Origin of the sequence: Myroides odoratimimus (genome assembly GCF_004337635.1) — a bacterium.
Classification (GTDB): domain Bacteria; phylum Bacteroidota; class Bacteroidia; order Flavobacteriales; family Flavobacteriaceae; genus Flavobacterium; species Flavobacterium odoratimimum.
This window is the reverse complement of the sequence record NZ_CP037427.1, coordinates 721,686-744,341: the sequence shown is the minus strand read 5'-3', so window position 1 is coordinate 744,341 and position 22,656 is coordinate 721,686. Positions and strand designations below refer to the sequence as shown.

19 protein-coding genes are annotated in these 22,656 nt (G+C 35.0%); 14 read left to right on the top strand and 5 right to left on the bottom strand.

The window, feature by feature from the left end; genetic code table 11:
- The first annotated feature begins 39 nt into the window (after positions 1-39).
- Complete coding sequence (gene pckA / locus E0Z07_RS03490) at positions 40-1,653, top strand: phosphoenolpyruvate carboxykinase (ATP) (RefSeq protein ID WP_006259705.1); 1,614 nt, start codon at positions 40-42, stop codon at positions 1,651-1,653.
- 139 nt (positions 1,654-1,792) lie between these two features.
- Here pckA and E0Z07_RS03485 read toward each other — a convergent pair whose 3' ends face one another.
- A complete protein-coding gene (locus E0Z07_RS03485) occupies positions 1,793-2,536 on the bottom strand; it encodes a uroporphyrinogen-III synthase (RefSeq protein ID WP_006259704.1) in 744 nt (247 codons plus the stop codon).
- A 14-nt stretch (positions 2,537-2,550) separates the two neighbouring features.
- Positions 2,551-3,225, bottom strand: coding sequence for a DUF4271 domain-containing protein (locus E0Z07_RS03480; protein ID WP_006259703.1), 675 nt, complete (start codon positions 3,223-3,225; stop codon positions 2,551-2,553).
- Between the two features lie 104 nt (positions 3,226-3,329).
- Here E0Z07_RS03480 and E0Z07_RS03475 point away from each other — a divergent pair, with 104 nt between their 5' ends.
- From E0Z07_RS03475 to E0Z07_RS03465, 3 genes are read left to right on the top strand one after another with little or no spacing between them, the layout of a single operon-like run.
- Positions 3,330-4,052, top strand: coding sequence for a polyprenol monophosphomannose synthase (locus E0Z07_RS03475; RefSeq protein ID WP_006259702.1), 723 nt, complete (start codon positions 3,330-3,332; stop codon positions 4,050-4,052).
- Positions 4,052-5,389: a dihydroorotase gene (locus tag E0Z07_RS03470; RefSeq protein ID WP_006259701.1), complete on the top strand. Its 1,338-nt coding sequence runs from the start codon at positions 4,052-4,054 to the stop codon at positions 5,387-5,389. Before E0Z07_RS03475 ends, E0Z07_RS03470 begins: the two co-directional genes overlap by 1 nt.
- A gap of 13 nt (positions 5,390-5,402) precedes the next feature.
- Positions 5,403-5,855, top strand: coding sequence for a DUF4296 domain-containing protein (locus E0Z07_RS03465; protein ID WP_006259700.1), 453 nt, complete (start codon positions 5,403-5,405; stop codon positions 5,853-5,855).
- Here the strand turns inward: E0Z07_RS03465 and E0Z07_RS03460 are convergent.
- Positions 5,788-6,786 (bottom strand): NAD-dependent epimerase/dehydratase family protein, encoded by a 999-nt coding sequence (locus tag E0Z07_RS03460; protein WP_006259699.1) that lies wholly within the window; start codon positions 6,784-6,786, stop codon positions 5,788-5,790. The two genes, E0Z07_RS03465 and E0Z07_RS03460, sit on opposite strands and share 68 nt — an antisense overlap.
- A 182-nt stretch (positions 6,787-6,968) precedes the next feature.
- Between E0Z07_RS03460 and tyrS the strand changes: the two genes are divergently transcribed.
- From tyrS to E0Z07_RS03440, 4 genes are all read left to right on the top strand, one after another.
- Positions 6,969-8,261 (top strand): tyrosine--tRNA ligase, encoded by a 1,293-nt coding sequence (gene tyrS, locus E0Z07_RS03455; RefSeq protein WP_006259698.1) that lies wholly within the window; start codon positions 6,969-6,971, stop codon positions 8,259-8,261.
- Between the two features lie 712 nt (positions 8,262-8,973).
- Entirely contained in the window at positions 8,974-12,072 is a 3,099-nt protein-coding gene (locus tag E0Z07_RS03450) for a SusC/RagA family TonB-linked outer membrane protein (protein ID WP_006262252.1), read from the top strand.
- Positions 12,073-12,086: 14 nt separating this feature from the next.
- Positions 12,087-13,613: a RagB/SusD family nutrient uptake outer membrane protein gene (locus tag E0Z07_RS03445; protein WP_006262251.1), complete on the top strand. Its 1,527-nt coding sequence runs from the start codon at positions 12,087-12,089 to the stop codon at positions 13,611-13,613.
- A gap of 204 nt (positions 13,614-13,817) precedes the next feature.
- On the top strand, positions 13,818-14,474 hold the full coding sequence (locus E0Z07_RS03440; RefSeq protein WP_006259695.1) for a response regulator transcription factor: 657 nt from the start codon (positions 13,818-13,820) through the stop codon (positions 14,472-14,474).
- Between the two features lie 42 nt (positions 14,475-14,516).
- Here E0Z07_RS03440 and yihA read toward each other — a convergent pair whose 3' ends face one another.
- Both yihA and E0Z07_RS03430 read right to left on the bottom strand, forming a co-directional pair.
- Complete coding sequence (gene yihA, locus E0Z07_RS03435) at positions 14,517-15,137, bottom strand: ribosome biogenesis GTP-binding protein YihA/YsxC (protein WP_006259694.1); 621 nt, start codon at positions 15,135-15,137, stop codon at positions 14,517-14,519.
- Position 15,138: 1 nt separating this feature from the next.
- A complete protein-coding gene (locus tag E0Z07_RS03430; protein ID WP_006259693.1) occupies positions 15,139-15,906 on the bottom strand; it encodes an alpha/beta fold hydrolase in 768 nt (255 codons plus the stop codon).
- 354 nt (positions 15,907-16,260) lie between these two features.
- On the opposite strand from E0Z07_RS03430, the gene mraZ reads away from it, so the two are divergent.
- From mraZ to mraY, 6 genes are read left to right on the top strand one after another with little or no spacing between them, the layout of a single operon-like run.
- Positions 16,261-16,716 (top strand): division/cell wall cluster transcriptional repressor MraZ, encoded by a 456-nt coding sequence (gene mraZ / locus E0Z07_RS03425; protein WP_006259692.1) that lies wholly within the window; start codon positions 16,261-16,263, stop codon positions 16,714-16,716.
- The gene (rsmH, locus tag E0Z07_RS03420) at positions 16,709-17,620 is read left to right on the top strand and encodes a 16S rRNA (cytosine(1402)-N(4))-methyltransferase RsmH (RefSeq protein WP_006259691.1); all 912 of its coding nucleotides are present in this window, start codon (positions 16,709-16,711) and stop codon (positions 17,618-17,620) included. The genes mraZ and rsmH overlap by 8 nt, the downstream gene beginning before the upstream one ends.
- Positions 17,617-17,976 carry an FtsL-like putative cell division protein gene (locus tag E0Z07_RS03415; RefSeq protein ID WP_006259690.1) on the top strand — a complete coding sequence of 120 codons (360 nt, stop codon included), beginning with the start codon at positions 17,617-17,619 and terminating at the stop codon, positions 17,974-17,976. The genes rsmH and E0Z07_RS03415 overlap by 4 nt, the downstream gene beginning before the upstream one ends.
- Positions 17,967-19,970 (top strand): penicillin-binding protein, encoded by a 2,004-nt coding sequence (locus tag E0Z07_RS03410; protein ID WP_006264624.1) that lies wholly within the window; start codon positions 17,967-17,969, stop codon positions 19,968-19,970. The genes E0Z07_RS03415 and E0Z07_RS03410 overlap by 10 nt, the downstream gene beginning before the upstream one ends.
- Positions 19,967-21,424, top strand: coding sequence for a UDP-N-acetylmuramoyl-L-alanyl-D-glutamate--2,6-diaminopimelate ligase (locus E0Z07_RS03405; RefSeq protein ID WP_006259688.1), 1,458 nt, complete (start codon positions 19,967-19,969; stop codon positions 21,422-21,424). The genes E0Z07_RS03410 and E0Z07_RS03405 overlap by 4 nt, the downstream gene beginning before the upstream one ends.
- A 19-nt stretch (positions 21,425-21,443) precedes the next feature.
- Entirely contained in the window at positions 21,444-22,655 is a 1,212-nt protein-coding gene (gene mraY / locus E0Z07_RS03400; protein WP_006259687.1) for a phospho-N-acetylmuramoyl-pentapeptide-transferase, read from the top strand.
- Position 22,656: the final 1 nt, after the last annotated feature.

Below are 22,656 nucleotides of genomic sequence, written 5' to 3'. Positions count from 1 at the left end.
AGTTTGCAAACAAATTAATACACAACCTAAATAATGAAAATGGATATTTCTGAATCAATTTCACTGGAAAAATATGGTATTAAAGATGTTGTAGAGGTAATCTATAATCCTTCGTACGACGTTTTATATAATGAAGAAACTAACCCTAACTTAACAGGGTATGATAAAGGAGTTGTAACTGAGCTAGGTGCAGTTAACGTAATGACTGGAGAGTTTACAGGACGTTCTCCTAAAGATAAGTACATCGTTAAAGATTCAGTTACAGAAAACACAGTATGGTGGAATTCACCAGAATCTCCAAATGACAACAAACCAATCGATAACAGAACTTGGAATGCTTTAAAAGAGAATACTGTTAATCAGTTATCTGGAAAAAGATTATTCGTTGTTGATGCGTTTTGTGGAGCTAACGAGAATACTCGTTTAAAAGTTAGATTTATTATGGAAGTAGCGTGGCAAGCGCACTTCGTAACTAATATGTTTATCCGTCCTACTGCAGAAGAGTTAGCTAACTTCGGTGAGCCAGACTTCGTAGTAATGAATGGTTCTAAAACTACTTTCAAAGACTATAAAGATTACGGATTAAACTCTGAGGTTTATATCGCGTTCAACTTGACTGAGAAGATTCAAGTTATCGGTGGTACTTGGTACGGTGGTGAGATGAAAAAAGGTATGTTCGCAATGATGAACTACTACTTACCTCTTAAAGGAATGGCTGCTATGCACTGTTCTGCTAACAAAGGTAAAGATGGTGATGTAGCTGTATTCTTCGGATTATCAGGTACAGGTAAAACAACTTTATCAACTGACCCAAAACGTGAGTTAATCGGAGACGATGAGCATGGATGGGATGACGAAGGTGTATTTAACTTCGAAGGAGGTTGCTACGCTAAGACAATCAGCTTGAGCAAAGAGAATGAGCCAGATATCTATGGTGCTATCCGTCGTGATGCTTTATTAGAGAACGTTACTGTTGATGCTAATGGTATTATTGACTTTAACGATGGTTCTGTAACACAAAATACACGTGTATCTTACCCAATCGAACATATCGAGAATATTGTTAAGCCTGTGTCTAAAGCTGGACATGCTACTAAAGTTATCTTCTTAACTGCAGATGCTTTTGGTGTTATGCCTCCAGTTTCTAAGTTAACTCCAGAGCAAACTAAATACTACTTCTTATCAGGATTTACTGCTAAGTTAGCAGGTACTGAGCGTGGAGTAACTAAACCAGAGCCTACATTCTCTGCTTGTTTCGGTAAGGCTTTCTTATCTCTACACCCAACTCAATACGGTGAAGAGCTAGTGAAGAAAATGGAAGAGCACAATGCTACTGCTTATATGGTAAACACTGGATGGAATGGTACTGGTAAACGTATCTCTATTAAAGATACTAGAGCTATCATTGATCGTATCTTAGACGGTTCTATCGAGAATGCTGAGACTACTATCGTGCCTATCTATAACTTCGCTGTACCAACAGCTTTAGAAGGTGTAGATACTACTATTCTAGATCCTCGTAATACGTATGCTAATGCTTCTGAATGGGAAGAGAAAGCAAAAGAATTAGCTGGATTATTCGTAGAAAACTTTAAGTTATATTCTAATAATGATGAAGGTAAAGCTCTAGTAGCTGCTGGACCTCAATTATAATATAATTATAGCTATAGAAAAAAGGAGATGATGTAATCATCTCCTTTTTTTTGCTCTTAATTAAGCAGTGAACTCTTATTTAATAAGTATAAAAAAACCACCTCTTCATAGAGGTGGTTTTTTATGATATAAATAGATATTATTTATTTACTTGTTGAATGTACTTTTCTAATGCCATAGTCATAGACGGTGTTCCTGGTGCAGGAGCCATGATGTCTACTCTTAAGTTATTGTCTAAAGCTTCTTTTTGCGTTGTAGTTCCAAATACAGCTATTCTCGTATTGTCTTGACTAAAGTCAGGGAAATTTTTGAATAGAGATTTAATACCTGTTGGACTAAAGAAAGCTAAAACATCATATTTCACATCTGCTAAATCTGATAAGTCACTCATAACAGTACGATAGAATGTACCTGGAGTCCAATTTACTTTTAAATCATTTAAAGTAGTTGGTACATCGTGATTTAATTGATCTGATGCAGGAAGTAAGAAGGTCTCATCTTTATACTTCTTAATCAAAGGAGCTAATTCTGCAAAGTCTTTCTGACCTACATAAATCTTTCTTTTACGGTATACTACATATTTTTGTAAATAATATGCTACCGCCTCTGACTGACAGAAATACTTAAGCGTTTCAGGAACTTTATATCTCATTTCTTCTGCTACGCGGAAAAAGTGGTCTACAGAGTTCTTACTTGTTAAAATAATAGCAGTGTAATTGTTTAAATCAATCTTTTGGTGTCTTACCTCTTTGGCTGGTACACCTTCTACGTGGATGAAGGGTCTAAAGTCAATTTTTACTTTGAATTTCTGCTCTAATTCGAAGTAAGGTGAGTTTTCTACTTTAGGCTCTGGTTGAGAAACCAAAATTGTTTTCACTTTCATAATTGTACTTTTTCTTATAATGCTCCGTAATCTTTTAACCAGAAATATAATAATAGATAAGGAGCTATTTCAAGGGTGCAAAGATACAAAATAAAATAGAACACCTTATTCATTATTGATTTTTGGTTGTTTTTTATAAAAAGAACGTATAAAAGGATATTTGTTGCGATTAATGCAATCAACATGAACCCAATTATAAGTTTGTTGGTTATATTGTTGTAGAATAAAAGAACGTTTACTGCTAACAGTAACATTCCGATATAATTTCGATAGGTAGCTTTTTGTAGATTTAAGGCATCCGAAAATTCGTCTATACCAAATGTTGTTGATATAATCTTATCTATTAAATACTTTCCGATGATAAAGGTGGTTACAAAATTTAAAAGCATTAAGAACGAACCAAAACTGTAATCTGGTATGAGTTCGAAAGCTTTTAATGTTATTTGTATAAAGAAAGTAATCGATATAAGTTGTACAAGTAAAAAAGATAAAGTGAAACTATTTCTTAAGTTTGTATTATCCTTATAAATCTTTAAGTACTTATTCGATGCTGCTAGTTTTGTAAACTCAGAAAAACGTACGCCGAAGATGGTACGGTTAACTGCAATAATAGAGAATCCGATAAAGAATAGGACTGTTGCCCAATCTTTACTAGGGAGTACACGCTCGATAAGTATTAGATTCTCCATAATATCTGCAAAATTAGCAAAAAAACCTTTTAGATTGACTTTGTATTTTATTTAAGTGATAACTTTCTAGAAAAAGGTTATTTTTGTGGCAAACGTTTTAAAAAATGGAGTCAGGACTTGTCATTATACCAACGTATAATGAAATTGAAAATATAGAATTGATTATCGATGCTGTTATGGCATTGCCTCAGCATTTTCATGTTCTGATTGTTGATGATAATTCCCCTGATGGTACTGCAGCTGTAGTTGAAGAGTTGCAAAGTAAGTATCCCGAATCTTTGTTTTTAGAGAAGAGAGAAGGTAAGAATGGGCTAGGTACTGCTTATGTCCATGGTTTTAGATGGGCTTTGGCACGTGACTATGACTATGTATTTGAAATGGACGCGGATTTCTCTCATAATCCGAATGACCTTCCTAAACTTTTAGAGGCTTGTAAAGCGAATCAAGGCTTAGCCATAGGTTCTAGATACGTTACAGGAGTAAATGTAGTGAACTGGCCGTTAAACCGTGTTTTGTTGTCTTATGGAGCTTCTATTTATGTTAGAATGATAACTGGGATGAAGATTAAAGATACGACAGCAGGCTTTGTTTGTTTTTCACGCAAAGTATTAGAGAGTTTTGATTTTGATAAGGTGCGCTTTGTTGGGTATGCTTTTCAGATCGAGATGAAGTATCGTACTTATGTAAAGAACTTTTCGATTACCGAGGTGCCTATTATTTTTACAGATAGGACGAGAGGCGAATCTAAAATGTCTGGAGGAATTATTAAAGAAGCTGTTTTTGGCGTTATTAATCTACGTATACGTAAACTACTAAACACACTATAATGACACACTATTTAATTAAAAACGGAAAAGTCGTAAACGAAGGGACTATTGTAGAAGCGGATGTTCTAATCGAGAATGGCTTTATTGTGAAAGTAGCTTCTAATATCGAAGTTTCTAATGATGTAACTGTTGTCGATGCGAAAGGAAATTATGTCATTCCTGGAATGATCGATGATCAAGTGCATTTTAGAGAACCAGGTTTGACTCATAAAGGTGATATAGAATCTGAGTCTAGAGCAGCTATTGCTGGAGGGATTACTTCTTTTATAGAGCAACCGAATACAGTGCCCAATGCTGTGACTCAAGAATTATTAGAACAGAAGTACGAAATAGCGTCTACTAAATCGTTTGCTAACTATTCATTTATGATGGGAGGTACAAATGATAACTTAGAAGAACTGCTAAAAACAAACCCACGTAATGTAGCTGGTATTAAGCTTTTCTTAGGTTCGTCTACAGGTAATATGTTAGTAGATAGACAGGATGTATTAGAAAAGATCTTTTCGAGTACTTCTATGCTTATCGCTGTACACGCTGAGGATGAAGGAACGATTAAGGCTAACTTAGCGAAGTATAAAGAAGAGTTCGGAGAAGAGATCCCTGTGAAGTATCACCCAATTATCCGAAGTGAAGAGGCTTGTTATTTATCTTCTTCTAAAGCGATAGAACTAGCGAAGAAAACAGGAGCTAGACTACACGTATTCCACCTTTCTACAGCGAAGGAAACAGAGTTGTTCAGAAACGATATTCCTTTAAAAGATAAAAAGATTACTGCAGAGGTATGTGTTCACCATCTATGGTTCACGGATAAAGATTACGATAAAAAAGGTAACTTTATTAAGTGGAATCCTGCTGTAAAAACAGAAGCTGATAGAGATGGTCTTTGGAAAGCGTTGTTAGATGATAGAATAGATGTTATCGCTACAGACCATGCACCTCATACTTTAGAAGAGAAGAGTAAGGCATATTCTTCTGCTCCTTCTGGAGGGCCACTTGTGCAGCATGCTTTAGTTTCGCTATTTGAAGCTTCTAAACAAGGGAAAATCAGTATAGAGAAAATCGTAGAGAAAACAGCACATAATCCTGCTATTTTATTCCAAGTAGAGAAACGCGGTTATGTAAAAGAAGGATACCATGCTGATATAGCTATCGTAGATGTGAATCATGACTGGGAAGTAAATAAAGACAATATTTTATATAAATGTGGGTGGTCTCCATTCGAAGGAGAGAAATTTAGTTCTAAAATTACTCATACTTTTGTAAATGGTTTCTTAGCGTATGAGAACGATATGGTAAAAGAAGAACATAAAGGACAACGATTATTATTCGTACGATAAAATCAAAGAATAGATGAATAAATACTTAGTAATATTAGCTGTGTTTATACTTATGTCATGTAAGAATGATGTGGTAAAACCGTCTCCATTTATCGAGCAACAAAAAATGGAAGATATCTTATATGATATGGCATTGTTATACTCTATCGAGAGTGTAAGTGCGTATAGTAGAGAAGATACTCTGAAAAGGCTTAACGTTAACTCTGTCTTTAAAAAATACGATATAGACAGTCTTACTTTCGTATCGAATAATAGATATTATGTAGAGTTAGGCGATGGTGTGTATCACACTATGCAGAACAATATTCTAAGTCGTCTAGAAGCAGCTAAGGTTGTAGCAGATTCTTTATTGTCTAAATCTCAAGAAGAGCCTAAAGACGAATTAAAGAAAGAAGATATTAAACTTGATGATACTTTGAAATTGGACCGAGAAAAGATTGATAGTCTTCGAAATCAAATTCAATAGTGTTTTTAATTTTTGAACAATCATAAATATAAGAAGAATGAGAAGCTTGCGCGATTGATCGTGTAAAGCTTCTTTTTTTTCTCGTTATCAGAGAGACGAAGTTGTCTAACTTCCATGCGAATAGACTTGATGTACGCGATACATGGATACTAGGGTGTTTCTTACCCATTAAGTCTGCGATATGATTGATAAGCTCTTGGTAAGTAATATTATTAGAAACTAATGCAAATCTCTCATTTTTAATATCACTGATCATGAGGAGATGCATTGCTTTTACTACATCATTTACTCCTACGATTCCCGCAATACCTGTGGTGTAGAATGGAAAGTCTTTCTTTACTTTTTGGAAGAAAGCTCCACTGCCTTCATAACCGAAGCCACGTCCGAATACAATACCAGGATTGACGATGACTACATCTAGTCCTTCTTGAGTTCCTCTCCATACCTCCATTTCGGCTCCATACTTAGTGATAGCATAGTCTCCATGGTATAGCTCAGGGTTCCAATCTGTCTTTTCTGTAATGATTTTATCTTTGGCTAATGTCTCACCTAGAGCGGCGATAGAACTTACATAGCACAGTTTTTTTACGTTAAAGGCGATAGATAGGTTCACGATATTAGCGGTACCTTCTATATTCGTCTTGCGAAGTTTTTTTTCATCTTTAGGCTCGAAAGAGACTAAAGCTGCACAATGATATACATAATCAATTCCAACAAAGGCTTTCTCAAGTGCTGGTACATCTATTAGATCTGCTTTGACCCATTCTATTTTTAAGAATAGGGCTTCTTGATTGTTTAAGACGAAGAGGTTCTTCGTTTTTTTAATACTATCCTCATTTCTATAAATAGCACGAACTGCACCTTCTGACTGAAGAAGATGTAATAATAAATGTGCTCCTACTAAGCCTGTACCTCCTGTTACTAGTATCATATTTAGACAAAAGTAAGTTATATGTTTTACATAGTGAAAAATTATGAAATAAAGTTGAATTCTAACGCCCCTATTATTAGTTCTTAAAGGATAAATGTAGAAAACGTATAAAAATGCAGTGTTTGAGAATTTTTATTCCATAAGCTAAGGTTTTGAGCTATCTTTGTGTAAAATTTATTTAAATGAAGAATTTTATTGAAGAAGTGACTTGGAGAGGAATGCTCCACGACGTAATGCCAGGCACTGAAGAACATTTGTTGGAGCAAATGCGTGCTGCGTATGTGGGAATTGACCCAACAGCCGATTCATTGCATATTGGACATTTAGTAGGAGTAATGCTATTGAAACACTTTCAATTAGCTGGACATAAACCTTATGCTCTTGTGGGAGGTGCTACTGGTATGGTAGGTGACCCTTCAGGAAAGTCTAATGAAAGAAACTTATTAGACGAAGAAGCTTTACGTCATAATCAAAATGCGATTAAAGAACAATTAAGTCGTTTCTTAGATTTTAATTCAGGTGCTGAGAATGCTGCTGTGTTAGTAAATAACTATGACTGGATGAAGGATTTCTCTTTCTTAGAGTTTATTCGTACAGTAGGGAAGCATATCACAGTGAACTATATGATGGCTAAAGATTCTGTAAAGAAACGTCTAAACGGTGAGTTCCAAGATGGAATGTCATTTACAGAGTTCTGTTATCAATTAATGCAAGGATATGACTTTTTGCATTTATACAAAGAGAATAATATTACATTACAAATGGGAGGATCTGACCAATGGGGAAATATCACTACAGGTACAGAGTTAATCCGTAGAACAATTAGCGAGAAAGCGTATGCGCTTACTTGTCCATTGATTACTAAAGCTGACGGAACTAAATTCGGTAAGTCAGAAGGGGGTAATATTTGGTTGTCTGCAGAGTACACTTCTCCATATAAATTCTACCAATACTGGTTAAACGTGGCTGATGCTGATGCTGAGCGTTATATTAAGATTTTTACATTTATCTCTAGAGAAGATATTGAAGCATTAGTAAAAGAGCATTCAGAAGCTCCACATTTACGTGTGCTACAACGTCGCCTAGCAGAAGAAGTAACGATTATGGTACACGGTCAAGAGCAATTAGATAATGCTATCAAAGCGTCTAATATCTTATTCGGTAACTCTTCTACAGAAGATTTAAAACAATTAGATGAGAAGACTTTCTTAGAGGTATTCGATGGAGTAGGACAGTCAGAAGTAGCAAAAGCAGATATCGAAGCAGGGTTAACTATCGTAGATGCCTTAGCTGCTAATTCTAATTTGGCTTCATCTAATGGAGATGCTCGTCGTTCGTTACAAGCTAACTCTATCTCTGTAAACAAAGAGAAAGTAGCTGAAGACTACGTAGTGACTACAAATGATTTGATTAATGATCAATTCGTATTACTACAAAAAGGAAAGAAAAATTACTTCGTTTTACATGTAAAGTAAGATTATAAGTATACTTATATAAGGGCTCTCAGTAATGGGAGCCCTTTTTTTTGGTCTATAATTGATAGGGTCATAAGGTAATGGGGTATTGATGGTATAGTAATCGCATAAAAAATGGGTAAAACTATGCGAGCAGTATCCCATCACTATGCGATAACTATGCGACCAGTTGCGTTTTTGTTGAGAAACAAGGAGTACTCCCTCCTTGTATTTACTAGGTTTTTGGCTCTAATTAAAAGGTTGACTATTCAGTCGTTTTGTAAGATTGTGGTGTTTTTTATCTGAGCATTAAAAGATAGAATGAAATATACCATATACATGGTATTTCATAGAATGAGGTGTTGAAATACCTTTGTATTACAAAAGTAGGGAGTGCTATATCCTTAATCTGTTGTGTATAATTATTGTTTGTTTTGTAAGAAAATAATTACATATAAGGGTTTCCCTACTTTGCTTTTTTCACTGATAAGAAAAAATTATATAACCTAAATATTATGCAATCAATTCAACAAAAGCGAGAACTTGACACTCGTATTTTTAGATTTACTGATTTCTTTTCTTCTAGCGCATCTTCTATGATGTGCATGTGTTGCTGCCTATAGTTTATTCTTTTTAGGTCAGCTCATAGTGGCTGTACCGATACTACATTTCAATATTTCTAGACATAATGAATCAGTCTTTCAAAGATAGTTCATTTTAAACTAATTGTTTTATGCAAAAAATTTACGCAATCTTATTTGTGTTTGTTAGTGTTTTAAACTTACAGGCGCAAGAAAAACTTGTGACAGGATCTGTTACAGATATAAGTGGAGCCTTACCAGGTGTGAGTGTTCTGATTCAGGGAAGTGATGAAGGAACAATGACAGACTTAGATGGTAATTACTCTATAAAAGTTAATAATGGACAGGTATTAGTATTTTCATTTATAGGATATACCACAAAGAATATTACATATAAAGGACAGGAAATTCTGAATGTAAAACTTGCAGACGAAGCGAGTGAACTAGGAGAAGTATTAATTACAGTGCCTTATGGTACTGCTAATAAGAAGACGTATACTGGGTCAGTAGGTTTAGTGCAAGCTAAAGATATAGAAAAGGCACAAGTAAGTGATGTGTCTAAAGCATTAGAAGGTACTGTAGCGGGGCTTCAGTCTTTCTCGGCTAGTGGACAGCCAGGGTCTAATGCGACAATTAGAATCCGTGGTATTGGGTCTATGAATGCAGATAGTGATCCGTTATTCGTAGTTGATGGTGTGCCTTTTGAAGGAGGTTTAAATTCTATTTCTCCTACAGATATCGAATCTATATCGGTGTTAAAAGATGCTACTGCAGCAACGTTATATGGATCTCGTGCAGCTAATGGGGTAATAATGATTACAACTAAGCAAGGTGGTAAAGAAACAAAACCCCAGATAGAAATCAGTGCAAAGCATGGTTTTTCTGATAGAGCACGTAGTGATTATAAACAATTAAGTACTAATCAGTACATGGAATTGCAGTGGGAAGCATTAAGAAATGGGCAGATGGATGCTGCAAAAATGAATGCTACCGAAGCAGCTGCTTATGCGACAAATAACTTGATTGGTTCGGTGGGGATTAATCCTTACGGAACAGGTAACCCATTTCCTGTAGGTACAGACGGTAAGTTATTGCCAGGGTTAAAGCCTTTGTGGAATGACGATTGGAATGATGCATTAAGTCAGAATGCGAGATTTACAGATATTAATTTACGTGTAAGTGGAGGAGGTAAGAATACTCGATACTACGTTTCTGGAGGGTATTTAAACGATCAAGGATACGTGTTAGAATCAGGTTTTAAACGCTTTAATATGCGTTCTAATATCGTGATAGATGCTAAGGATTGGTTAGAAATAGGGATGAATGTTTCTGCGTCTCATTCTATACAAGACTATCCGAAACAGGATGATAGTGCGATTAATAATGTAATTGGTTTTGCGAGAGGGTTACCTTCTTTTTATCCTATTTATCAACGTGATTTAGCTACAGGAGAATATCTAAGAGATGCAAATACTGGAGGACTGATATATGACTATGGGAACTATAGAACTACATCTTATAGAAATTACAACTTAGTAGAAACTCTTCCATTGGATAAGAGTGAAATAAAAAGAGATGTAGCGAGTATTAGAACATACGGACAGGTTAAGTTTTTGGATAACTTAAAATTAAAGACATCTTTAAGTGTTGATTACAATAGTATGTATGACCATAGTGTGTCAAACCCTGATAAAGGAGCTTCTGCTAATTATGGAGGAAGTATTAGCCGTAGAAATACAAGAACAATTAATATGACGTTTAATAATGTTTTAAACTACAATATTGATTTAGATGATAAGAACGCTTTAGCTGTAATGGCAGGACAAGAGTATTATCAGTATGATTCTAACTATTTTGGAGGTGCAAGAGAACAGATTGCGATGATGGGATTCGAGGAGCCTGATGCTGCTTCTAGATTGATAGATTTTTATGGAAAGGCTGATAAATATAGTATGTTGAGTTTCTTCGGGAGTGTAAACTATTCTTATGATAAGAAATATTATTTATCTGGATCTTATAGAGCAGACGGATCGTCTCGTTTTAAATCATCTAATAAATGGGGAGGTTTCTGGTCATTCGGTGCTTCATGGAGAATTATAGATGAAGACTTTATGAGTGAGTATAGAGATACTTGGTTAAACAACTTATTATTAAAAGCAAGTTATGGTGCACAAGGAAATGATAAGGTAGGGTATTATGCTTATCAAGGGTTGTATGCTATACGTAATAACTTAGGAGAATCTGGATTAGTTAGCTCTAGAATGGATACACCTAACTTATCGTGGGAAACGAACTTAAACTTAAATATTGGATTAGATTTTGGATTGTTTGATAATCGTCTGACTGGTACAGTAGAGTACTTTGAAAGAAGATCAAAAGATTTATTATTTAATCAACAGTTAGCCCCATCTATTGGATTTGCTAACAAAGATGTAAATATTGGAGGAATTAAAAACTATGGATGGGAATTTACTTTAGATGGTATTCCTATTCAAACAGAAGATTGGAGATGGCGTGTAGGATTAAACTTGACTACATATAAAAATAAAATTACTTCATTACCTAGTTCTGAAATCAATAAAGGGAACCAGATATGGAAAGTAGGAGGATCTATTTATGATTTCTATTTGCCTGAGTGGGCTGGTGTAAATCCAGAGAATGGTAATGCACAATGGTATATTCAGAATGAGGATGGTAGTCGTACAGTGACTGAGAACTACAGCAGTGTAAGTGGAAATAAAAATAAAGTATACAAAGGAACTTCGTTACCTGATGTATCTGGAGGTTTCTCAACAGAGTTGTCTTATAAGTCATGGCAATTATCTGCCAACTTTACTTATAATATAGGAGGTAAGATTTATAATGGGGATAAGGTAGGAATGTATAGACATGCAGGTAATGGTAGTACATGGAGTGCGGATATGATGGGAAGATGGACGCCAGAGAATCCTAATACTGATATCGCTAGATTAACAACTAATCCTGCTAATAGCTGGACGAATACTTCAGATCGTTTCTTGGTAGATCGTTCATACTTAAAATTAAAGAATCTTACGTTAGCTTATAACGTTCCACAAGAGTGGTTAAGAAAAATTAATTTATCATCTGCTTCTATTTATTTCCAAGCAGAGAATTTATTTACATGGACAAAAGAACAAGGTTTTGATCCAGAGCAAACATTCAACGGGACTACTTATTATAGATACCCAGCGATGAAGACATTGTCTTTAGGATTAAATATTAAATTATAAAGAATTAAGAAATCATGAGAAAAACAATTTTTAAATATATAGCGTTTAGTGTTCTATTTTCTATTGGAATGACTTCTTGTTCTTTGGATACTGAACCTACAGATGCAGTGGTGAATGAGAATGTTTTTACTACAGTAGAAGGTAATGACAAGGTATTGATCGGTACATGGGCTAACTTAATGGATTCATATAGTACTTATGCTAATCCAGGATATGGAGCGTTTTTAAGAACAAACGACGCTATGGGGAATGATGTAGTGGTGAATAATATGTATGGATTTAGTAGTCATTATGCTTTCACTGCTCTTTATAATCGTGGTGGGACAAATTCGTTTAGTTGGAATCTTACGTATAAAACGATTGATAATGCTAATAACGTAATTGATAAAGTATTTGCTTCAGAAGGTACTGTAAATGAAAAACAGCGTGTACGTGGTCAAGCATTAGCGTTGAGAGGATTTATGTACTTACACTTAGCTTCTAGTTATGCATTAGCTATAGACGTAAATCCTAATGCTGTAGTAGGGCCTATTTATTTGACTGCAACTACACCTAGTACAGTACCTGCATCAGCAGCTACTGTGACAGAAGTGTATAAACAAGCCATTTCGGATTTAGAAGAAGCGTTGTCTTTGATACCTGATACTTATAAGAGAAATCTTAAGTATAAATTTGATAAGACTGTAGTGCAAGGATTATTGGCACGTGCTTATTTGTATACTCAGAATTGGGAGAAAGCTAATTTTTATGCAGAGGCAGTGTTGAGCAAGTATGGTCAATTGATGTCAGAAGATGACTATAAGAGTGGTTTTAACGACTCTAGTAATGTAGAGTGGATATGGGGACATCAACAGACATCTGAACAAAGTGGGGCTTCTTATCAGTTTAACTATTTAGATGTAACATCAAAAGAGAGTTATTATTTCAGTTTTAATGCTGACCCTTACTTTAAAGAGTTATTTGATGAAGGGGATTATAGAAAAAGTATGATTTACTGGGCTCCAGATCCTTCTAATACTTCTCCGAAAACGAGAGATGTAGCTTATATGAGATATGCTAAATTTAAGTTTAAAGCTGGTCGTATAGCAGATATTGTATTAATGCGTTCGTCAGAGATGTATCTAATAAGTGCAGAAGCAAAAGCGAGATTAGGACGTGCTGATGCTATTAATGCCTTGAATGTTTTAAAAACAGCAAGAGGTGCTAAGGAAGTGAGTGGATTAAGTGGACAAGCTCTTCTTGATGAAATCTGGATAGAGAGAAGAAAAGAATTGTTTGGTGAAGGATTTTCACGAGTGGATATTGTGCGTAACAAGTTGGCTGTAGAAAGAAAGTTATATCCTCAAGATAAGTTGGTTCCTTATACTTATGAAGTAATGGATAGCCAAGGTAAGATAAGCCAGATAACGGTAGATTTATTACCACAAGGACATAGAATCATTAGTTTTTCTGACAAGTCTTCTTTTGTTCCTAATAGTGTGAATTACTTATTTAGAATTCCAGAGGTAGAGGAGATCGAAAATGGAAATCTTTATAAATAAGAAAAAAAATAAAAAGAATTAGTTAGCGTTTATTCATATAAAAGGTTGCTCTTAATATTATAATTAAGAGTAACCTTTTTTGTTATAAGACTATTTAGTGTTGTGTTAATACTAGAAAAAGTTATGTATTTTTGTAGTAGAATATTAATAAGATACTTTATTCTAGCAATAGAGGAGTGGAAGAGTTAACTTAAGGAGATAAGGATGTTAAATATAGGGATAGTAGAGAGTCAAGAAATCACGCGTTACGCTTTACAAGGGCTTATTAGAGAGGTTTGCTCAGGAGAGGTAAGTATTGTTGAGATTGATGATTTGACGGGCTTAAAGAGTTATCTTCTAAAGAACCCTAGTGCAGTCATTATTGTAGATCCTTTTAGTAGATGTCTAGAGAAGCAAACGGAGTTATTGCTACTGCTGCGAGAGCAAAGTGAGAAGTCACAATGGTTGTTGTTTTTTAGTGAGTTAAATGAGCAATGGTTAAAACAGTTTTTGTCTAATCGCATTTCTGCTTTTAATATTGTCTTCCAAAATGATAAGCTAGAACATATCAAGGAGGGTATCTATAAGACTATTTCTAAGGAGACCTATCTCGCACCTTGGATAATGAAGAAGCTGGAAGAACATCAGGATAGTATTCTGAAAGTGGAACAGGTGCTTACTAATGCTGAGCGTGAGATACTAAAAGAAATAGCATCTGGAAAAATGACTAAGGAGATAGCTGCAGACCGCAATATTAGTGCTCATACAGTGATAACACATCGCAAGAATATATTTAAGAAACTAGGTGTTAGCAATGTGTATGATGCAACACGATATGCTATTAGGGCAGGTATTATTACAGTAAATGAGTATTATATCTAATGATAGAAATAAAAAAAACTGCTATTAAGCAGTTTTTTTGTTTTATATAAAGTTTTGATTTTTAAACATCTCAACGTTTATTTCTTCGATATAGTTTAAGACTTCGTCTCTACCAGTTTTGTCTTCTGATGAGGTAACAAAGCACGGAGGCATTTCTTCCCAGTTATCAGCTAACATTTTCTTTCTGTAGTCGGCTATTAGTCCAGCTACTTTTTGTTTACCTACTTTATCAGCTTTAGTAAAGATGATAGAGAAAGGAACTTCTGTCTCTCCTAGATACTGCATGAATTCTAAGTCAATCTTCTGAGCCTCATGTCTGATATCTACTAATACAAAGGCACTTACTAATTGTTGTCTATTCTCGAAGTAATCTGTGATGAACTTCTGGAATACAGCTTTAGTCTTTTTAGATACTTTTGCATACCCATAACCTGGTAAGTCTACTAAATACCAATTAGAATTAATTTTAAAGTGGTTGATTAGTTGTGTCTTTCCTGGTCTAGAAGAGGTTTTGGCTAAGTATTTTTGATTAGTAAGCATATTGATCAGAGAAGACTTACCTACATTAGATCTACCGATGAATGCGTATTCAGGGATAGGTTCATTAGGACACTTCTTAGCGTCAGAGTTACTAACAACAAATTCAGCTGTATTTATTTTCATTTTACTTGATATTTCTTTTGATAAACCACGCGTTTAGTAATTCGTTGAATTGATCTGGGTGTTCCATCATAGCAGCATGTCCACACTCATCGATCCAATACAGGTCAGAGTCAGGTAGTAGTTCATTGAACTCTACAGCTACTTCAGGAGGGGTTACTTTATCATTCTTTCCCCAGATTAAACACGTAGGTACTTTTATTTTAGGTAAATCTTTAGACATATTGTGTCGTATCGCACTTTTGGCGATAGTAATAGTCTTGATTACTTTCATTCGATCATTAACTGTAGCAAAGACTTCGTCTACGATTTCTTTAGTAGCTATTTCTGGGTGATAAAATACATCTTCAGCTTTCTTCTTGATATATTCATAGTCCCCACGTTTAGGGTAACTGTCTCCCATAGCACTTTCGTATAAGCCAGAGCTTCCTGTTAATACCATCGCTTGAAGATATTCAGGATACATTTTTGAAAAGTACAAAGCGATATGTCCTCCTAGAGAATTTCCTAGCAAGATCACTTTTTTATAACCTCTTCTATCTATAAAATCTTTTACAAATTTTGCGAAAGCCTTTACATTCGTTTTTAAAATACTGTTCGTGTAAAGTGGAAGTTCTGGAAGAACTACTTTGTAACCTTCATTTGGGAAAAAATTTGTAACACCATCAAAATTGCTCAGACCTCCCATTAATCCGTGTAAGATAACAATTGGTGTACCTTCGCCAATTTCTATAAAACGGAATTTACCATCTTCTTTTAAAGTTCGCTCCATGTAGTTTCTAAATGCGATTTTTAAATTCCCACAAATATACGTTTTTAAATATGAGAAAAATTCTAAAAGGAGTAATAATTTATTGTAAAAGTGTGAATTTGTCCATTTCAGCGCTTCTGGCCTTGTTGTAAATGCTAATTTATGGATGTTGATAAAAGCATTTTTATAGTCAAATGCGAGGGTTCGAATTGTGATTTGTATTTTAAAATTAAGGGCTATTAGTCAGCTGATTACCCTATTTACTTGAATTATTTAGTTTAACACTCAAAACTTATCAACAAAGTGGGAAAAAGTGGTAAATTGTGGTAAAAAATTGACTACATTTGCTAAGATTATATTTATAGGTGTACATAGATGGCAATAATCGGAACATATGAATGCAAAATAGACGCCAAAGGAAGGGTGCTAGTACCTGCTTCTCTAAAGAAGCAGTTGCCTGGTATTGGTGATGGTTTTGTATTAAAACGTTCTGTTTTTGAGAGCTGTTTAGAGTTATGGCCAATGGCGGAATGGGATAAAATGATGAGCAAAATAGGAAAGTTGAATCCTTTTGATAAAAAGAATGATGCTTTTATTCGTCGTTTTATGGCCGGTGTAAAGAATGTTGAAATAGATGATGCAGGACGTCTTTTGATAGCGAAAGACTTAATCGACTTTGCACAAATAAGCAAGGATCTTGTTTTTTCGTCTAAAGTGAATATAATGGAAATTTGGGATAAGAAATTGTATGAGGCAACGCTAGAGGTAGATGATTTTGATTTCGGAGAGTTGGCTCAGGATGTAATGAGTAATATAAGTTTTGATGAGTAAAGAAGAATACGGTTATCACAGACCTGTTTTGTTGACAGAGAGTATTGATGGATTAATTACTGATCCGAATGGTGTCTATGTAGATGTGACATTCGGAGGAGGAGGGCACTCTAGAGAGATACTTAACCGTCTAGGAAGTGAAGGAAAGTTGTTTGCATTTGATCAAGATGAGGATGCATTAGCTAATGCGATAGATGACCCAAGGTTTACTTTGATTAATCAAAACTTTAGATACCTGAAACGTTATTTGCGTTTTCATGGAGTGAAGGAGGTAGATGGAGTGTTAGGAGATTTAGGAGTGTCATCACATCAGTTCGACGTGCCAGAGAGAGGATTCTCGACTAGATTCGATGGTGAGCTAGATATGAGAATGAATCAGTCTGGAGATATCTCTGCTTTTAACGTGGTGAATGAGTATGAAGAAGCAGACCTTAGAAATATGTTTTATATGTATGGGGAATTAAAAAATGCCGGAGCAATTGCAAATACAATTGTCAAAGCTAGAACAGATGCCCCAATCAAGAATACAGATGAATTAAAAGAGGTGTTGGCTAGATTCTTACCTGCACATAAGAGTGCTAGAATTTTGGCTCAGATATATCAAGCGATTCGAATAGAAGTGAATCAGGAAATGGATGTATTGAAAGAAATGTTGACGCAAAGTCAAGAGGTCTTGAAGCCGAAAGGGAGATTGAGCATTATCTCTTACCATTCATTAGAAGATCGTTTAGTGAAACGATTTATGAAAAACGGAATGTTCGAAGGAGAACCTGAAAAAGACTTCTTTGGAAGATTTGAAGTTCCGATGAAACAGCTAGGGAAGTTAATCTTGCCTACTGATGAAGAAATTGCAGTAAATAATAGAGCTCGCTCTGCGAAATTGAGAATTGCCGAGAAAAAATGAAAAATAAAATAAGTAGCCCAGGAGATATTATCAAAGCGAAGATTCTTGTTAATGAGAATTCAGCTAAGACTTGGGCATTTATTATTTATGTAATCATTTTAAGTTTATTGTTAATTGGTAATACTCAGTCGTATGAGGCGAAAGTATTTAAAATAGCAAAACTAACTCATGAAGTGAAGATGTTGCGTGCAGAGTTTGTTGATACACGATCAGAGTTAATGGAACTGAAGATGGAATCTACCATCACTAAGAACTTAGAAGAAGATGGGATATTCCCTTCAGAGACACCAGCGACGAAGATTAAAGTAACTAGAGAAGTAGAAAAAGAAAGTTTTTGGGATAAGTTATGGCGCTAAATAATAAGAATATTTATGTGAATATATACCTTATCTCTGCTTTGGTTTTGCTCTTTGCAGGGGGGATTGTCTATCGATTAGTACAGATCCAAGGGATAGAAGGAAAAGAGCTAAGAGCTAAGGCTCAAGATAAAACTAGAGTAAAGATAGAAGAGATTCCTGCGAATAGAGGGAATGTGTATTCGTCAGATGGAAGTCTATTAGCGACTTCTGTACCGGTCTTTGAAATTCGTTTTGATGGTTTGGCACCTAGTGAGAAGGATTTTTATGAGAATGTGAAGCCATTATCTGATTCTTTAGGAGTGATGTTTAAGAAAACTTCTAGCTATTATGAGAATTTGCTTAGAAAGGCTAGAAAGAATGGAAACAGATATGTATTCATAGCTAAAGATCTTAGTTATACACAATATGTAAGAGTTAAAAGCTTTCCTCTTTTAAAAAGAGGCCCTTATAAAGGAGGGCTTATATCTCTGCAAAAAACAATTAGGCAACATCCTATTGGTAAGATTGCACAACGAACAATCGGGTATGAAAGAAAGAATGAGGATAATTCTTTCACTCGAGTGGGAATAGAAGGAGCATTTACATCTTATTTAAGTGGAGTAGATGGTCGTAGAAAGATGCAAAGTCTTGGAAAGGATCAATGGAAGCCTATTAATGATGAAAATGAGATAGAGCCTATCGATGGGCAAGATATCGTATCTACCATTGATGTCTATATACAAGATATCGCTCACCATGCACTACTAAAACAATTAGAGTATTATAGTGCAGATCATGGGTGTGTGGTGGTAATGGAAGTTGGAACTGGTGCTATTAAGGCTATTTCTAATTTAGGACGATCTGAAAGTGGTAATTATTATGAAACGATTAATTATGCTGTAGGAGAGAAACACGAGCCTGGTTCTACGTTTAAGCTAGCATCATTATTAGCTCTTTTAGAAAAAGGTAAAAGTGATACTGCTAGGATATACGATACGAATGATGGTGTTGTGAAATTCTATAATGCTAGAGTTCGTGATTCTAAATGGGGAGGATATGGTAAGATATCGTTAGCTAGAGGAATAGAGGTGTCTTCAAACACTGTAATAACACAAGCAGTGAATGAAGGATTTAAAGATAAGCCTAGTGAGTTTACTAATTATCTATCTACTCTAGGTATGGATAAGGCATTAGATATACCTATTAAAGGAGCTAGTGTACCTTATATACCGAAACCTGGTAAAAAAGGGTGGAGTGGATTAGCGCTGCCTTGGATGGCTTTTGGGTATGGTATTTCAATAACACCTTTACATACATTGACATTGTATAATGCAGTAGCAAATAATGGAGTAATGGTGAAACCAATGTTTGTCTCAGAAGTAAAAGAGTTTAATAAAACAGTGGTGAAGTTCGAACCAGAGGTTTTAAACCCTCAGATTGCTTCTCCAGAGGTTATTAAACAGGTACAAGGAGTACTGACTAATGTAGTTGTAAAAGGTACAGGTAGAAAAGTAGGTTCTCCTAATTTCTCAATGGCGGGTAAAACGGGAACTGCTCAGGTAAATTATGGAAAAGGAAAAGGAAAGGATATGTATTATTCTTCTTCTTTTGCTGGTTATTTCCCGACAGAGAATCCGAAATATTCATGTATAGTAATTATACATAAACCAGATAGAACGAAGAGTTATTATGGTGCGGATGTGTCTGGACCAGTATTTAAACGTATAGCACAGAAGATATATACGGATGTGCCTACAACAACAAGTTTGAGCAATATAGATGAAGTACCATCTAATGTGAGAACGAGTTACCAAGATTATCATGAAATAGTAATGGATAATCTTGAAGTTATGCCTGATGTGAGAGGAATGTATGCAATGGATGCAGTACCTCTTTTAGAAAATCTAGGCTTAAAAGTAGAAATAAAAGGAATAGGAAAAATAAAGAAACAGTCTGTAATAGCTGGACAAAAAATAAGTAGAAATCAAAAAGTAGTATTAGAACTATCGTGAAAAAGTTAAACGAATTATTATACAAAGCAAAAATGATATCTGTTACAGGAGGTGATTTAGAACTTTCTATAGCAAAGATTGCATTTGATTCACGTGAAGTTTCAAAAGAGACTCTATTTGTAGCTATACCTGGTACTGTAGTAGATGGTCATGATTATATCACACAAGCAATCAAAGATGGTGCTAGTGCTGTTATTTGTGAGAAACTACCAGTTGATATTGCACAAGGAGTAACTTATATTTTAGTAGAAGATAGTAATAAGGCATTAGCCATCGTTGCTAGTAATTTTTATGACAATCCTTCTTCTAAATTAAAATTAGTAGGAGTAACAGGTACCAATGGTAAAACGACTATTGCTACTCTACTATATACATTGTTTAAGAATTTAGGATACGAGGCAGGTTTATTGTCTACTGTAGTTATAAAAGTAGGAGATATAGATTATAATGCTACTCATACTACGCCAGATTCTCTTACGATCAATCATTATTTAAATGAGATGGTAGAGGCTGGATGTGAATACTGTTTTATGGAAGTTAGTTCGCATGGTATTGTTCAGATGCGTACACATAGTCTAGAGTTTGATGGAGGGATATTTACTAACCTAACACACGATCATCTAGATTATCACAAAACATTTGCTGAATATAGAAATGCGAAGAAAGCCTTTTTCGATCAGTTGCCTAAAGGTTCTTTTGCAATAACGAATGTAGATGATAAAAATGGGTTGATTATGACCCAAAATACAGATGCAACTATCAAGACTTACGGTCTTAAGAATGTAGCTGATTATAAAGCAGAAGTATTAGAAAGTCAGTTCTCAGGAATGCTGATGAAGATTAATCAGCGAGAGATTTGGGTTCAACTAATAGGACTCTTCAATGCTTCTAATCTATTGGCTGTTTATGCAGCAGCTATTCAATTAGGAGTGAATGAAGATGAGGCTTTGTTAGAAGTAAGTAAGTTAACTAGTGTAGCAGGAAGATTCCAATACGTAGTATCTTCTAAGAAGGTTACTGCTATAGTAGATTACGCTCACACACCTGACGCATTAAAAAATGTAGTAGAAACAATTAACTCTATTCGTACTTATAATGAGAAGCTGATCACAGTAGTAGGATGTGGAGGTAATAGAGATAAAACAAAAAGACCAGAGATGGCACAGATAGCCTCAGAACTGAGTAATAAAGTAATATTCACTTCAGATAACCCACGATTCGAAGACCCTGTTGTAATCTTAGAAGAAATGGAAAAAGGAGTGGAGCCTCAGAATACGATGAAGACGATAATAGTGGTAGATCGTAAGCAAGCTATCAAATTAGCTTGTCAGCAGGCAGAAGCTGGGGATATTATTTTAATCGCTGGTAAGGGACATGAGACTTATCAGGAGATTAAAGGGGTAAGAAATCATTTTAATGATTTAGAGATTGTAACTGAATTTTTAGAACAATAGAATAAGGGAGATTTAAGGTATGTTATATTATTTATTTGAGTACTTAGATGATTATTTCAAAATTCCTGGGGCGGGGATGTTTCAATACATCACTTTCCGATCAGGTATGGCTATGATATTCTCATTGCTGATTTCGATCATCTACGGTAAGAGAATTATCAAATATCTACGAAAAATGCAGATTGGTGAGACTGTGCGTGAGCTTGGATTAGAAGGGCAGAAGGAAAAAGCAGGTACACCAACTATGGGAGGGCTAATCATTATTGTAGCAACCCTTATACCAGTTCTATTGTTTGCAAAACTTGACAATACATACGTTTTATTGCTTTTATTAACGACAGTATGGATGGGAACTATCGGATTCTTAGATGATTATTTAAAGATGAAGAAAAAAGATAAAGAAGGACTAAAAGGACGATTTAAAGTAATAGGACAGGTAGGACTAGGATTAATCGTAGGAGCAGTGCTTTATTTTAGCCCTACTGTGACAGTCAGAGAAATGCCTGCGAATAGAGCGTTAGTAGAAGATGTAGCTAGTAGATATGATGTGAAATCAACAGCAACGACTATTCCTTTTCTAAAAGATAATGAATTTGATTATTCGATTTTAATCAGTTGGTTAGGAGAAGGTGCAGAGAAATATACTTGGTTGATCTTTATTCCTATTGTGATATTTATTGTGACAGCTGTCTCTAATGGAGCTAACCTAACAGATGGTATCGATGGATTGGCTGCCGGTACATCAGCAATCTCAACATTTGTGTTGGGAATTTTTGCGTTTATTTCGGGGAACGTTGTGTTATCAGCCTATTTGAATGTAATGTACATACCCCATTCAGGTGAGATGACTATTTATATAGCCTCCTTTATGGGTGCATTGATAGGGTTCTTATGGTATAATACTTATCCTGCTCAGGTATTTATGGGGGATACGGGTAGTTTAACTATCGGAGGTATTATAGCAGTATTAGCTATAGCTGTACGAAAAGAATTAATCATTCCAGTATTATGTGGAATATTTTTAGCAGAGAACTTATCAGTAGTATTACAGGTAGGTTACTTTAAATATACAAAAAAGAAATATGGAGAAGGAAGAAGGATATTTTTAATGTCACCACTTCATCACCATTTCCAAAAGAAAGGATATCACGAGAGTAAGATTGTAACTCGTTTTTGGATTATCGGAATATTGTTAGGAATATTCTGTATTGTTTCTTTAAAAATTAGATAGT

What these genes read in the sequence shown, in the direction of transcription:
- mraY (WP_006259687.1), top strand. Translation starts at nt 21,444, where the DNA reads ATGTTATATTATTTATTTGAGTACTTAGATGATTATTTCAAAATTCCT.
- tyrS (WP_006259698.1), top strand. Translation starts at nt 6,969, where the DNA reads ATGAAGAATTTTATTGAAGAAGTGACTTGGAGAGGAATGCTCCACGAC.
- E0Z07_RS03450 (WP_006262252.1), top strand. Translation starts at nt 8,974, where the DNA reads ATGCAAAAAATTTACGCAATCTTATTTGTGTTTGTTAGTGTTTTAAAC.
- E0Z07_RS03470 (WP_006259701.1), top strand. Translation starts at nt 4,052, where the DNA reads ATGACACACTATTTAATTAAAAACGGAAAAGTCGTAAACGAAGGGACT.
- E0Z07_RS03460 (WP_006259699.1), bottom strand. Translation starts at nt 6,786, where the DNA reads ATGATACTAGTAACAGGAGGTACAGGCTTAGTAGGAGCACATTTATTA.
- E0Z07_RS03465 (WP_006259700.1), top strand. Translation starts at nt 5,403, where the DNA reads ATGAATAAATACTTAGTAATATTAGCTGTGTTTATACTTATGTCATGT.
- E0Z07_RS03485 (WP_006259704.1), bottom strand. Translation starts at nt 2,536, where the DNA reads ATGAAAGTGAAAACAATTTTGGTTTCTCAACCAGAGCCTAAAGTAGAA.
- E0Z07_RS03415 (WP_006259690.1), top strand. Translation starts at nt 17,617, where the DNA reads ATGAAAAATAAAATAAGTAGCCCAGGAGATATTATCAAAGCGAAGATT.
- rsmH (WP_006259691.1), top strand. Translation starts at nt 16,709, where the DNA reads ATGAGTAAAGAAGAATACGGTTATCACAGACCTGTTTTGTTGACAGAG.
- E0Z07_RS03410 (WP_006264624.1), top strand. Translation starts at nt 17,967, where the DNA reads ATGGCGCTAAATAATAAGAATATTTATGTGAATATATACCTTATCTCT.
- E0Z07_RS03480 (WP_006259703.1), bottom strand. Translation starts at nt 3,225, where the DNA reads ATGGAGAATCTAATACTTATCGAGCGTGTACTCCCTAGTAAAGATTGG.
- E0Z07_RS03475 (WP_006259702.1), top strand. Translation starts at nt 3,330, where the DNA reads ATGGAGTCAGGACTTGTCATTATACCAACGTATAATGAAATTGAAAAT.
- E0Z07_RS03445 (WP_006262251.1), top strand. Translation starts at nt 12,087, where the DNA reads ATGAGAAAAACAATTTTTAAATATATAGCGTTTAGTGTTCTATTTTCT.
- pckA (WP_006259705.1), top strand. Translation starts at nt 40, where the DNA reads ATGGATATTTCTGAATCAATTTCACTGGAAAAATATGGTATTAAAGAT.
- E0Z07_RS03440 (WP_006259695.1), top strand. Translation starts at nt 13,818, where the DNA reads ATGTTAAATATAGGGATAGTAGAGAGTCAAGAAATCACGCGTTACGCT.
- yihA (WP_006259694.1), bottom strand. Translation starts at nt 15,137, where the DNA reads ATGAAAATAAATACAGCTGAATTTGTTGTTAGTAACTCTGACGCTAAG.
- mraZ (WP_006259692.1), top strand. Translation starts at nt 16,261, where the DNA reads ATGGCAATAATCGGAACATATGAATGCAAAATAGACGCCAAAGGAAGG.
- E0Z07_RS03430 (WP_006259693.1), bottom strand. Translation starts at nt 15,906, where the DNA reads ATGGAGCGAACTTTAAAAGAAGATGGTAAATTCCGTTTTATAGAAATT.